This window comes from Mycobacterium sp. SM3041, from assembly GCF_039668335.1.
GTDB lineage: Bacteria > Actinomycetota > Actinomycetes > Mycobacteriales > Mycobacteriaceae > Mycobacterium.
The window spans coordinates 85,190-99,142 of record NZ_JAYXBQ010000038.1; the positions used below are offsets into that span (position 1 = coordinate 85,190).

Genomic DNA, 13,953 nt, shown 5'->3' on the forward strand with positions numbered 1-13,953 from the left:
TCGCTGTCGGCCAATGTTGCCACGCCTGGCTTCGCTGACTCCTGACCCTGCAAGTGCTAGAGGCAGCCCTCGATCAGTGATCAAATACGATGCGAGTCAAATCGTAAGCCTCGCACTGGTGGTCTCAAATCCAGCTGCGCTACTTGCCTTTCTGTCGCTCCGCGCTGCCGCAATAGCTCTAACATGTCCTCCTGCCGCGGCTGGCCCAGCATCATCCGATAGAGCGTTAGAGAGTCGCGCAGCCGCTCGTACTGAGCGTCATCTCGGCTCAGGGGAAAGTGGACGAGCAGCCGCTCCACCCGTGCGTCGCCCGGATACAGCCACCACGGTGCGAACTCGCCCAAGTCTTCTCGGTCATTCGCCGCGTCGAACGCGTACTGCCATGGATTGCCTGAACTCTGTGCGGACGCCAACGCCGCGCGCCCGTGCGCCGCCGCGACGTTCTTGCGAACTGCATGGCCACCGAAACGGTTCACGCGTCCCTCCCGCTGCTCGAAATCGACTGGGTTGGAAGGCAAGTTCCAATGCACCACGGAGTGGCTCCACCAGTGAAAGTCGATGCCCTCCTGGCCGACGCTCGTCGACGCAAGAACGAAGGGCCAGAATGGACTATTGAAGGCATTGCGGACTTCCGGGGCCCGGACGCTTTCAGCGTCTTTCGCTGCGCCGCCATACCTCAGTGCAAACCGTACGGTCAGTGGGATCCTGTCAAACCTGCCATCGGTCGTGTGCGCTGTGTAGCGCGACGTGCGGAGCGTTAGTGCGTCAATCGCTCGATCGGCAATTTGCGACAAGGCGGTAGCGTCAATACGCGATCCGCCAAGTTCGAGCTTCAGCTGGAAGCAGTACTCGTCGAGCACCGATTGCAGGTTCCCATCCGCGCAGTACTGGAGCACAGTCCTCCAATATGGCTGCCCTGCGCTGTAAAGCTGGTCCAGTAGGTACATGACGTCCATGCGGTTGAATAGTGTTCGGATACCGTTGGCGAGTCGTGCAGCCGACTGCCACAGGGCTATTCGCAGTTCTTGATCGAGATCGTTACAAACTCGCTCGAGTGCGCGGTAAGCAATATTGCCCGGGCTGTGCAACGCCAGGAGCGCAAGTTCGTGATGCCATCGCTTCTGGACGCGTTGTTCGAGGCCGAGCTTTGCGTGGCTCCGGATCGCCTGGCCCGAGCCTCCGGGTTCGGCATCGACCGCAGCGCTACCACCTGCCACGAGCCAATAGGCGGCGACATCGGACCGTCGGTGGGCGTCGGCCGGCCAATTGCCCGGCCATGAGAAGAATGCCTCCCACACCTGATCGGCAGGGCTGTGGTCTGCGAGCTCCGCCTCGGACCTTATGCGCTGCTCGACCAGATCTCGTGCAGTACCAGCCGTCACTCCGCTGCCACCGTCGCGAGAAAGAGTAAGCGGATCACCGATTTTCGCTAGCTCGGGGTGCGGCCAGAACAACGCCAGCGTCGACATGCTGGCAGGTCTTCCGTCGCGGACCGCGTAGTCGAATCGCGTAGATACCGCCCGCCGCGCCTCAGCCGAGTTCTCGGTGAGGTCAGACCCAGCAACCATGCGCCGCTCAGCCTCGTAGCTCAACAGACTCGCAATCGACGTCGGAACTCCCGACCAGGCTGAAAAAATCAGTCGCTTGGTGACTGATCCGTCAGAAAACTCAGTAAAAACTCCGCCCGGCACGAGGTACGGCATCGACGCCGGAACCCATAGGAGTTTCCACCACTCCTTCTCGATCGTCTCGCCTGCGAACGCCCGCAGCCGGGCATTCGCATAGTCGATCGCCTCATACCGCTTGACGGCGCGGGGATCGATGGAGCGAAGGCGGCCAATTGAGGTGGTCAACTCTGTTGTCGCGGTTCCCTTCTCGAGCACTACCCGAACACGCTCGCCCGGCCGGTAGCCCTCCATGAAGTTGCCGAAGTACGGAATTGACTTCCAGTAGTCCAAGCTCACTGGCGACTCGACCGCGCGCGCAAACGCTTGCAGAGCCGCGTAATCACGCAGATCGTCTGGCGTCGGCACCTGGCTCACTTCACGCCGGACGAGCAGATCACGGCCCTCCTCGAGCCGAGGCCGTTCTGAACGGCTCATGAATGGCAAGAGCAGGTTGCGTAGCTCGGCAGCCTCGGTCGAGCCATCCTCCCCAGAGACGACAGCCTGGCGGTACTGGCGAAATCCCGCCCGGATCTGCTCGAGCGCCTCGGAATCCTCTCCGGTAAGGAAACTCAGTGTCGTCATGAAGTCGCGGTAGTGATCGTCGTCGCTGTCGCCCGCTGCCGTCGTAAATGGCTTGTACGGCGTGGCGGAGAGCAGCAGCACCTTGGCATCGCGATAGTTGAACAAGTGGTGGGCAAGTTCGCTCGCAGGGCTGTCGCTGCTGGAGTCGATAAGGTGCCGAAAGCGTTGGAATTCATCAAGAATCACCAGGTCCGGTTCTAACGATTCGACGCTTGCTTGCGCAAGTAAACCGCGAAGTCCGGACGTAATCTTCGCGACCTCCGGCCTCATATCCGACGGGAGGGTGTCGAGGCCTTCCAGGCGTGTCCGCGCCGCAGCAAAGTCTTCGAAAAGCCCGCTGCTGCCGATGAGCTCACGAAACTTGCGTTGAATCACTGGATCCGGTCCGTCACCCAGCCTGTCGCGCATCCGGGCAATGCCTGCTTCGAAGTCCGTCAGCTTCCTGACGTGGCCTTGGAAAAACAGGGCCGACGCGCGTTCTGCATCAGTTCCTGAGGCCACCGTCCCGTTCAGAAGGACGTGCAACAGCTGACGTTCCTCCTGAGATCCGGTTTGCCAACCCATCTCGAATGACGTTCCCGGAGTGAAGGAGACGAGGTTTACCTTCTTACCTCCCAGCGTCGAGCCTGCGGACAACGTCGAGCTCTCAAGCGCCAGCAGCGTGAGCCGGCTAGTGATGCCAATGTGCGGATCGCCAGTGACGTTAAGCCGGCGCAGATTCTGTTTGGCGAGATCGGTGCTCGAACAGATGTAGACCACATCGATGCGGTCGACATGTGCCGCGGTCTGAAGCTTGGCGATGGAGGCTGCAACGACGCCACGCGCAACAATGCTCTTGCCGAGGCCTGTCTCATCCGCAACAAGGAATCGTCCGCTGTTAGCGTCCGGACCATACAGTCGATCAACAACGTGCTGTACGGCATCGCGCTGGAAGCCTTTCAGCGACGCCAAGATCCGCTCAACGTCGTCAGACTGCATCAGCCTCAGCCTCCTCGAGACCGCTGGCTACCCAGACGGCTTCCCACAGTTCGTCGAAGCCGTCTGGAAGTACCGAGGGCGTGCCAGGTGGGCGCCGCTGCTCCGCTGCGCGGACATGTGCGACGATCTTCTGCACATCGCTCAGCCCATCGTGTTCGGCACCGATCGCGCGCACTAAGGTCTCGAACAGACCGCCGCCGTCTTCGGTCCAGCCCTCAGTCATAGAGCCCAGTGCGTCAAATCGCAGAGAGCCCTCTCCTCCGTCGAGTGCAAGCAGCAGCGCGAGGAGTCGCATGAACGCTGAGCGGTCAGTGAGTTGACGTGCGATCACGGCGTCTTGCCGGCCCGGGATGTCTCCTTCAAGGAAAGCCGCCACAACAGTCGACGCTGTGACGCCCCGTGTATCAGTTACCCGGAGGACAACGAACGGAGTGATGTCAGTGAGTGTTAGCCGTTCGAAAATGGCAGGCATTCCAGGAATCTCGGCCGCGTTCGCAGGACGTGTGAGCAGCGATGCCCGCGCTTGCGCACCTTCTGGCACGGCGAACGTCCCGTCGGCTGTCAGCTGAATGCGATATTGCGGCGCATCTGCATCACTTTCCGACGGTTGGTCCGCTTCAACCCGAGCGAAGTACCGGCGTAAGGCCAACGCCCGGAGCGCTTGTTCAAGAGCGTGATCGGCCAGCTCGTCCGCTGGCACCTCCTCGCCGCCCGAGGGCTGATATGGAAGCGTGAGTGCGCGCAGCCCGGCGCTCTCTCCGACTAGCGCGGCAACTCCGAGCTTCGGGCGTGGGCCTTCGAACTCGACCAGCAATTCAACGTTTCCACCAAATGCAGCGTCAGTAGCATTCGGCGATCCGACGAGGAGGTGTGATCCCGATTGCCTGTCAAGGACGTATGCCTTCGCGTGCAATCCAATCAAGAATTCGGGCGCAACGGAACCTACGCCGGATGCCACGTGGTCGCCATCACCGTCGTCAGTAGTAACGTCGTCGTTCGCCGCGTCGTCGAGGACGAGAGCGTTTATCCGGCCGAGGGTTTCAGGCTCAAGACGGTCGAGTTGTTCCCGACGCGACAGCACTACTATCGGTTCCTGCGTCGATGGCACAACCCGTTTGATGCCCTCGTCGCTCAGGAATGGCGAGATGACTCCGTGCCGGATCCCGGAGAACAGTTCCCCAAGTGGGGTTGAAGCAATGCCGGGGACCCCGAGCGGGTGGAACCGAAGCCACCGCACATCCGTCGGCAGTTCCCACTCGACTGTTGATATCGCGTCCGCGAGCGCGCCAATCTTGGCGATTCGATCGGCGGGCAGCGGTTGGACGGCCATCGTCGGCAAGGCACGCACCAATGCAGCAAGGGCTGTACTGTGCTCCACAGGTCCGTTTGTTGCGAGCCCGTCAAGGCGGACGACAAGATCCCAGCTTCGATCGTTGGTGAGATTTCGACTCGCACAGAGCATTCGGTAGCTCCGTGCATCGCCGCCGGCGTATTCGAGCACCCAGACCTTTGGGTGAAAGAGCATGCCTTGGCGTGGCGCTGACACAGGGTGGATCACCGGTTCGAGCAAGGCGAAAAGGTCAGAACCAACGCGTGGCTCTGAAACCTGGCCTGCCTGTGCGAACACATCAAGCTTGTCCGCGGCACGCCGCACAGCATCAAGGATCGCGATTGGATCGCGGCTCTCCCGAACCCGGTGGGCGGCAAAGGCCAGCGGAATCGACAATGCGGCAGTCAGATCGAGTGTGAAAGTCGTTGCCACACAATGTTCGAGTTGAAATCCGCTCGGTGGGCGAAGCTGTTCGGTCAGTGCTGCCCGAGTATCAGGCTCAAACATCGGAATTCTCCAGCCCATCGTGAATGTCGTGGATCACCGGCCGAAGCTGGGTCCACCGGTACACGAGCTGACTACTGCCGGACGCTCCCAGCCACGCTTGCAGCAGTCGCTTGTTCTCAAGTCGTGCCTGCGACCGCTTGTGCTCACGCTCGCGGTTGCGAATGAATCGGCGAACCTCTTCGCTGTCGGCGAGCGACGCGAGATCAATATCACCCAACATGCCGAGCCAATCGTCGATAAATCGCCGGGCCCGCCTGTTCACTCCAGGGTTCTGTGTGTGTACCCGGCGCCAGAACTCGTCACGGTTCCAGGATCGGACGTCGTCGGCTAAATTCGGCTGGGCCGCCCAATCATCGAGGCGCTTGCGATAAACCTCCGCTTGACTCTCCACGCGGTTGTACCCCTCACTGTCGTAGGCTTCCGCCAGGAGCAAGTTGTAAATCAGCGACGCACTGTTCATCAGGATTGAGAAGCGACGTGCGTCTTCGAGGATGTTCCCAGGTTCGCCCTCGGCCGCCCTCAGCACCGAATCTTCCCATGGGACAGCGCCATTGGCATCCGGCCGGTGCTTAAGCGCGTACTCGAGCATCGTGCCAGGAGAGCTAGCCATCATGAGGTCGCGCAGCCAGCTAGCTTCGTTCTGGGGCATAGAGAAGCCGCCAGCTACCTCTGCGGGGAAGCCAGCGGGAACCGGCGGCAACGTGGCGTGAAAGGCACCACCGTGCCAGGGCTGGCCTACCTCGTCGTGGTAATCGCTCGTAGCGGTACGGATGTTCTGCGCGCGATCTACTTCGGCTGCGATCGCGTCGCTTCTATTCGTTGTCGCAGCGTTGACAACTCCGTGGACGCGTAGCCCGCCCCAGTACAGGGCTGACGGAAGAGTCTTCAGCGCCGGCCCCACATTGGCACCGATCACACCGTCTTTCTCACCTGCGTCGACTAGGCCGCGGATGAGGCGTCGCTCGTTGCGATCGGCAAGTTCAGTCGATCTGTCAATGCCGCCGCGTGCTTCGGCCGCCGCGCGGTAACACCACGGGATGAAAAGGAAATACCGGGCGCGGGTGAACAGCGTTGACGTTCCCGGCCAGAGCATGTCGCTCAGCGCGTCTCTGACCTGACCGATGCCGAGCTCGTCACGGCTCTCTCGTTCGCTGAAGAGATTGACGATCTCACGCATGCGCCGTTGGTCGTCGCTCGAAGCGTCAAGCCAAGCGATGAGAGAAGACACCGTCATCGACCTCATTTCAAATACACTCTGTAACCATATCTTTGCCGGAAATAGACCGCTAAACTGCGGAAACCTGAGCTAACCGTATGTGAGCTGCAGCCAAATGAGATCTGCCTCCCAAGCTTCGATGGCCACGGAGAAGTCTCCGGACCGCTTTCTGGCGTTGCGCGCAAAGGCAGCTATTGCGTTGGCCATCTTCTTCAGCCTTCTGCTGCTACCTGGCTCGCCCCATTCGTCCACATAGTCATTGGCGGCCGGTGACGCCGCCACGATTTCAACCCCCATGACCTCGCTCAGGATGGATCTGCGTGCAGCATCTCTCAGCCCGTTTCTCCCGACGCGATAACCCATGGTGCTAAGAATTCCCGCACTCGGCCAAAGGCCACTATCAAAGCTGACCAACAGCTTTCGCTGAGAGTTGGCGGAAAGTGCGGATGGTGCAGGGAGGTCTACCTCTGCGTCCATGTAGCCATAGAAGCGCTCCAAAGCGGGGTGGCCGCGAACGAAGTCATCGAGCTCATCACCCAGGTGATCGAGAATGTCCCTGCCTATCGCCATTGACGCGACCACCATCTCTTGCGAATAGACGCGGAGATGCCGCTCTGCGCGCAGCGTGTCTACGTCTTCCTCATCCCAAAATTCGCGACCAAAGATCACGACGGGCGGCTGGATCTCGCCGGAGACCAATCGGACCTGCACTCCGCACGCAAGAAGGAAGTCGTCGAACCCAGATTCATCAAACGGGCCGCTTCCTTGGGTCCCGACCACCGAACCCAAGATTCCCCTGCAAATTGTCTTGTTTAAGGCCAACAGATCGAGCAGCGAAGTCCATGGAAGTTCGGATGTCACTTTGTGTTAGTCCCCGGCCTCGGTCCCGTTCATCTCGCCACCAGCTCGCCAGAGTGCGACCCCAGAAGCAGTCCCAGCGTCAACGCTCTTTGCAGTGCCTCGTCCAGTCGTGCGGCGACCTTCGGGCCCGTCCTCGTGACACCGAACATCTTCATAGCCTCCCGCTTGAGCTCATCCGGCAGCGCCCCACCAGACTGCTGCGCAACTATCACCATTGCGTTGCCGATCTCCACCAGACTGACGTTCTCGATGGGCCGGGTGACACCAGATTTCGGAACCCGAACGAGACGCCAAGATTCCGGGAAAACATCTAGAGGCCAATAAAAGTCGGGATCGTTGGCCCGCTGGTAGTCGGCGGGAACCAAACGTTGCAGTGATTGTTTTCGTTCTTCAGATACCTTGAGCCACCCGAACGCATTCGCAATGACCTTCGCCAACTGCTCACGGGAGATCGGGGCCTCGGCCTCGATGACTTCACGGATGATTGGAAGCACTCGGTCTTCTGCTGACTGCAGATGCAGCTCGTCGAGAACGGCCCTGTCGCCTGCTACCACCGGAATCCAGGCCTTGAAGTCCGCGATATTCGGATGGCGAGGCGTCGTGGGCACGGTGGCCGGCTCCGCCTTGAACGAAACCAGCCCCTGTGTCGCAACGGGTTCAGCAGTGGTAGGCATCTCGACAGCCGGTTCGACGACCGACACCGGCGCCGTAACCTCCGACTCTGCGACCTGCGTCAGCTTACGCTTGGCCTCAACCACAGCATTCTGGAGCCGCTCAACGGTCGCCGCGCGATGGTGCAACCACTCAGGCATCCATACCCGCTCCACGACCGGCCAGTGCATCAGCGACGACAGCACATCAACGGGCAACCCGTCGCGGTCAGCGACGGTCCCACGCTGGGACCACTCCGCCCCGTCCAGCAACACTGCGATCAACGGCCGAGCTGGGTCGTCGGGGTCAGCAATCACCAGGTCCACGCGGAAGTCAGATAGCCCGACATCAGTACGCACGACCAAGCCCTCGGCGCGCAACGCATCAGCGATGTCGTCGCGGTGCCTGTCGATCACCGCATTGCGCTTACCGCCCTGGGTGATGGTCTGGACGCCACGCGCGGCCAGTTCTAGGTAGGCCTTGAGGTGCTTGGTACCTACTTGCGTGGTCTCCTCAGCGCGCAGGTCGGCGGGGTCAAAGCTTGCGTACAGAACGACCTCACAGCGCGCCCGGGTCACGGCCACGTTGAGCCTGCGCTCGCCGCCCGGCTTGGACAGAGGCCCAAAGTTCAGCGGCAAGGCACCTTTGTCGTTCTTACTGAACGCAATTGAGAACAGGATCGTGTCGCGCTCATCGCCCTGTACGTTCTCCAGATTCTTGACGAACAACCCGTCTGGCTCATCCAGCGCGGCCAGCAGCCGTTCATCACCCGTGTCGCGGAGCATGTTCTCGATGAGGTCGCGCTGCTGAGCATTGAAGGTGATGACCCCGACCGATGGAGCGCTGTCTGACGACGCCGAGAAGCGTTCCTGAATGTCCGCAACGATCCGTTTCGCCTCAACTTCGTTTGTGCGGAGGGTTTTTCCCTTGACCGTGCGGTTGAAGTGACCATTCACCCGGATCATCGAGACGCCGTAGCCTGCCGAATCGGCCAAAGGCGTAGGGAATGACGCCAACCGTCCGCTGTAGTACTGCAAGTTACTGAAGGCAATCAGCGCTTCGTCCTGACTGCGGTAGTGCCACGACAGCCACTGTTGCGGCACTTGCGAACTCACGCACTCGCTCAAGATCGATTCTTCGTCTGCAACGACGCCAGGAATCTCGTCTGCGTCCTCGTCGTCGGCAGCAGCGGCGTTGACCTCGGCGAAACTCGTCGGGGGCATCTGCTTGCTGTCACCCACGACCACGACGGATCTTGCGCGTCCCATCGCACCGATGGCATCGGCGACGCGGATCTGCGAGGCTTCGTCGAATACCACCACGTCGAAGAAGTTGGCCCGGGCCGGGAAGAACCTGGCCACCGAATCCGGACTGGTCAGCGTGCACGGCAGAATCTGCGTGATCAGGTCGCCGTAGTGCTCCATGAGGTAGCGGACGCCCTTACCACTTTTCTTGGCGTCGACCAGCTTCTTGAGTTCACCGATTTTGCCCTTGCCGGTGGCAACATCGAACTTCCGTGCGGCCAAGATGTTCGCCGCGATGGAGCGTTTCAGTTCCCCGCGGACCACCGCCGAGCTCTCCGTAAACCGGCCGATTGCCTTGTTGTGCGCAACGACGTCGAAATCGTTCAGTCCGCTCGCAGCCAGACGTTCGGCGGTCGACGCGGTCGCAGTACCACGGTCGTAGGCCGCTGGAGCGTCCTCTCCTACTGCCGTGCCGTTGAGAATCTCCGTCCTGGCAACTTCCATTCCCGCGATCCGCAAGGGTTCGAGATGCAACAGCAGGTCGACCCAGCGTTCGGTGGTTGCGGCCGTCTCGAGCTTGCGGTCGCTGCGCGTCGCCCACCAACGCTGGATGAAGGACTCGTCGCCTGCCCAGTCGTTCTGCTGAACAGGCGTTGTTGCCGTGGCGTCACTGAGTTTCTGCCACCCAACAGCCAATGCGCGCAGCTGCTGGCCAGATGCGCCAGACGCCGTGTCGCTGTAGAACTTTCGGAGGTCCATGACACGCGGATCCGCCGGAGTAGTCGACAACACCGCACCCACGCGCCGCAGTGCTGCGACGCTATCTCGCAGGTGGGCGGCATCTTCGGCGACAAACGGATTCCATGGCTGGTCGAACAGCACCACGGGCAGCGCAGCTACCAGCTCACGAAGCTGCGTCACCTCGGTATAGGTGTCATTCAATGCGCTGGTGGTCGCCGACAACGTCTTGAGCTTGACAGTCTCCGGCTCTACGGCGAGCACATCCGCCAACTGCTCAAGCACCGCGCGCCGGCGCTTCTTGCGACCAAAGAAGCCCGATTCATCGGCGGCCACCGCGGCGCTGTGAATCTCCGGAATCTCCAAGTCCATGGCAGACGGTTTGGCCACGGCAAACCACTCAGGTTGGGTTGCAACGATCTTGGCCAACAGCTGTTCGACCGCTACCAGTCGTGTCTGACCGGAGGACGTATGCAGCGCATCGACTCCGTCGATCGGATACCGCGGCTCGCCGGTCAGCCGGGCCCAAGTGTCGACGGCGACGAGGTCCTGGTACTTGACCACGACGTCGAGTGCGATGCCGGCGCCTTGAACGGCCTCAAGCGCGCTGTCGAATTCGACTGCGGCGGAATAGATCTTGCTCGCGTCTAATCCATTCGGGGGTACGACCTCAACGAAGGACCACGGATGGCCCTTCCGTGGCTTGGCTAGGTCGGTCTTCTCACTCAATCCGCGGATAGCGTTGGCGACCGCCTCCCGCAGCTCTGGATTGCCGCTCGCGACAAACGCTTTCGGAACCTCCAGCGGCGGAACGTCGCTGTCAGCGGCCAGTTCGGTGTTACGCGCCGAATACAACGACAGCCCGGCTGCGTTAGCAGCATGCAGTTCTCTGGCGTAGTTGGCCAGTTTGTGTCGGTTCGACTTGACGGTCTGAAGCTTGCTGTGGAGCAAGTCTGGATCGTGCGTCACATGCAGCTCGAGTGCCTGTTTGATCTGGGCCCGCACCGCCGCCGGCTTCGCCGACCTGTCGTGAATGTCGAGCGCGAGGTCACCCAATCCAACGCTTTCCAGGCGCTTCTTCACCACATCAAGGGCAGCGCGCTTCTCCGCAACGAACAGCACCCGCTGACCGGACGCCATGGCGTGCGCCAGTAGGTTGGTGATCGTCTGCGACTTGCCGGTTCCCGGAGGGCCTTCGAGCACAAAGGTCCGACCGCCGACCGCGTCCGCAACAGCCCTCAGCTGAGATGAGTCTGCCGACATCGGCACTGAGACGCCGAGCTCATCAAGGTCGACATCGGCGCTAGTGACTGCGGTGTCCGCGAAGTTTTCACTGTTACCTTCGATGAGATGCTTGACTAAACTGTTGGCCGACAGCTGATTCCACGAGTCGTCGAGGTCTTTCCACAGCGGGTACTTCGCGAACTGCAGCACCGACAGGTGGACAGTTTCTTCGATATGAAAATTGAGGTTTTGGATCGCCTCGCGGACAGCTCGGAACGTGCCGTCAAGGTCGATCCCTGAGGCGTCCAGGTTCGGGTTCGCCAGGGCTGGTATATCCAAATCCAGTGCGGTGCGGAGCTTTTCGACGAGGCAGTAGTTCGGCGTCGATATGCCGGCCTCGTCGATGGTGAGCACGTAGCGCTGACCCTTGTTCTTCGGCGTTATCGTCACCGGCACCAGGACGAGCGGCGACCGCAGCTCTTTCCCGTTGAACTGCCAGCACAGCATGCCAAACGCCAGATACAGATTGTTGGCTCCGGTCTCCTGCGTAATGGTCCTGGCCTTGTTCGCCAAGTAGCGCAGCTTCGAGGTGTACGACGCTTCGGTGATGTCGATGTATGCGCTGCGCTTGTCGGCGAGCAGGACCTGCCGGTCGCCTTCGGAAAGGTCTCGGCCATAGCGCACCCCGCGGGCCGCTGCAGCCGCACTGATGATCTCGTCCGAGCCCAACAGGCTGATAGGCATGCCCTCGTTGACCGCATCTTCAAAGTAGCCGAGGTTTGGCCCCGGGATTTCGATGCGATAGCCCGACCGGTCGGTGTAATTGATCAGTTTGTTGCGCAGGCTCAGGTCCAGCAGCGCGTTCTTCCACTGCTGAACTCGTGGCGGTACCTGCTGCACCTGTGCCGTGTGTGTGGCCCCGCCGGCCTCGTACGGTCTGATGACCTGCCCACCGATCGGCTGGTACTCAATAACCTCGATCTGGCCGTCTGGCTTGACGGTGCGACTGGGCAGCGGAAAAATGCCGGCCTGACGCGCCTGACGAATGTCCGTGACACCCATGATGTTTGAGATGTCGTCGAGCCGGCCACTTGCTTTTGGAGCGCGCCGCGCGTCGTCAAACGTCAGTGATGAATGACGGTCGGTGACCATGGTGGTCTCGACCAAGCCTATGTTCCCGAGATCGACGGTGTTGACGGCGCCGGCTGTCTCGATGGTCGACACTGTCTCCAGCGACTTCTCCTCGCGCCAGTAGCCCAGGAGGGCGTGCCCACGGAGGAGCCATATGGTCGAGTTGATTCCGGCCTGCTCCAGAACTGCCGACATCACCAGCGCGGTGTCCAAGCACGTGCCGAGGCGCCCTTTGAGGACCTCCGCCGGGGTACGGACCTTCTGGCCAACGTCGCCCCAACTAGCGGGCGGTTCGGCGTACCGGATGTCCCGTGCCTTCATGGCCTCAAAAACGGCCCGGGCGATGGCGTCGACCCGCTGGGGATCCTCGCTCTGGTAGCCGTTGAGCGCGGAGTTTCCCGTCGATGCCTTCAAGCGATCAGAGGCTTCCAGCAAGAGTGTGGCCACAGCGGCGGAGTTGGGTTGGGCATACGCCGCCATCAGCTCCATGGCAAGTTGCGGAGGTACTGCCTTCCACTGGTTGGCCGCCAGGATATTGACCGACTTAGTCGCCGCGGCCAGGATGTCACCAGCGGCGTTCTTGAGGACGGCGCGAATCTCGCCGGGTCGTTGTTCGTCGACGCTGAGCATCGATGCCGGATCGAGCTTCAGGTTGATTTCAGTGAGCACCGTCTGTTGTCCGGCGCTCAGATCGAGGTGGAGTTCTGTTGGGCCGCCGTGTGATCCGTCGGCGCTGACAATGTCGACTTCGAGGACCGCGCCGTGCGCTTCTCCCCCGGTGTTGTCAACGGTGATCTGTTCGATCACCGGAATACGGCAGTGCGCCATCGCGTAGCTGAGGTCAGCGATTGCGGTGATTTGGATCGTGGCGGACTGCGGGCCCGGCTCCGGAAGCTGCGCTGCAGCCGAAATGGCGCTAGTCGGTTCCGTGGTTACGGCAGTCTGTGGCTGAGACAACGACGCTTTCAGCTCGGCCACAGCTTGAGCCTGGGTGACTGCGCCGATGGCGCGCAGCAGGAGCTCTGCTGTTTCGATTGCCCGGTGGGCTTCGGCCTGCGTGAAGGGCTCCGTGTGCGCCCAGCTGTTCCGGACGCCCTTGAGTTCCTTCGCATAGGCCTCTGCCTGGCGCGACATCTGCCCGTTGAACGGGTAGCCAAGAGTGCCAAGTCGCTCAGTCATGGCCCGCAGCATCAACGCAACGTCGGAGTTCTGGAAGTCGCGGTTGCCTGCCTTACCGGCCGCCGCGTCCTTCTGTTTGAGCGCCTGAGCCCAATCGGTGCCCGGCGGCAGAACTCGGTTGAGGACCTGCGCGACAAATGGTGCCAGGCCGCCGGCCAGAGTCTTCAGTGCCTGCCCGACAACCTGATGATGGTCGACGTTGGCCACGGTTCAGTACCCCCCACTTGCTGATCGCTGTTGTTCCCGTCGACCTCTGCTCACCGCACCACTGTGGAGAGCAAACTTGCCGGAACGCCCCAGGTATGTAACTACTCCCAAACCATCGGCGCTGTCAATTTGCTGAAATTGGCCCACGCGCTGGTATCCCCCGGTTCGAACCACGATGGCCGAGTGTCGCCTGGGCCCGTTCAGCCCAGCCCGAGCAGCTGACGTCAACATTTGCACTGAGCAACCTCCATAGTTCCTGGTCAGCACCGCCGATTTTGGCGAGCCGAACAGAATGGCAGAAGGCACCGACAAGTCGGTGGAGGTGAGCCACGAGGTGCGCACACGTCCAGCGAATCCGGCTGACGACAGCGCCAGGCCGCGGATTCGCTCACAGCATGTCAGCAGGTTCCCCTAGGCTGTGGCTGCACAAGGAGGGGG

Annotated in this window: 5 protein-coding genes; all 5 read right to left on the reverse strand. The window is 61.2% G+C overall.

Annotated features, from left to right (window positions below; translation table 11 throughout):
* Window positions 1-80: 80 nt before the first annotated feature.
* Window positions 81-3,227, reverse strand: coding sequence for a helicase-related protein (locus VXD91_RS10895; protein ID WP_346415404.1), 3,147 nt, complete (start codon window positions 3,225-3,227; stop codon window positions 81-83).
* Window positions 3,217-5,064 (reverse strand): phospholipase D family protein, encoded by a 1,848-nt coding sequence (locus tag VXD91_RS10900; RefSeq protein WP_346415405.1) that lies wholly within the window; start codon window positions 5,062-5,064, stop codon window positions 3,217-3,219. Before VXD91_RS10900 ends, VXD91_RS10895 begins: the two co-directional genes overlap by 11 nt.
* Window positions 5,057-6,307, reverse strand: coding sequence for a DUF6361 family protein (locus VXD91_RS10905; RefSeq protein WP_346415406.1), 1,251 nt, complete (start codon window positions 6,305-6,307; stop codon window positions 5,057-5,059). The genes VXD91_RS10900 and VXD91_RS10905 overlap by 8 nt, the downstream gene beginning before the upstream one ends.
* A 63-nt stretch (window positions 6,308-6,370) precedes the next feature.
* Complete coding sequence (locus tag VXD91_RS10910; protein ID WP_346415407.1) at window positions 6,371-7,141, reverse strand: hypothetical protein; 771 nt, start codon at window positions 7,139-7,141, stop codon at window positions 6,371-6,373.
* Between the two features lie 29 nt (window positions 7,142-7,170).
* Window positions 7,171-13,515 carry a DUF3320 domain-containing protein gene (locus tag VXD91_RS10915; protein ID WP_346415408.1) on the reverse strand — a complete coding sequence of 2,115 codons (6,345 nt, stop codon included), beginning with the start codon at window positions 13,513-13,515 and terminating at the stop codon, window positions 7,171-7,173.
* Window positions 13,516-13,953 lie beyond the last annotated feature (438 nt).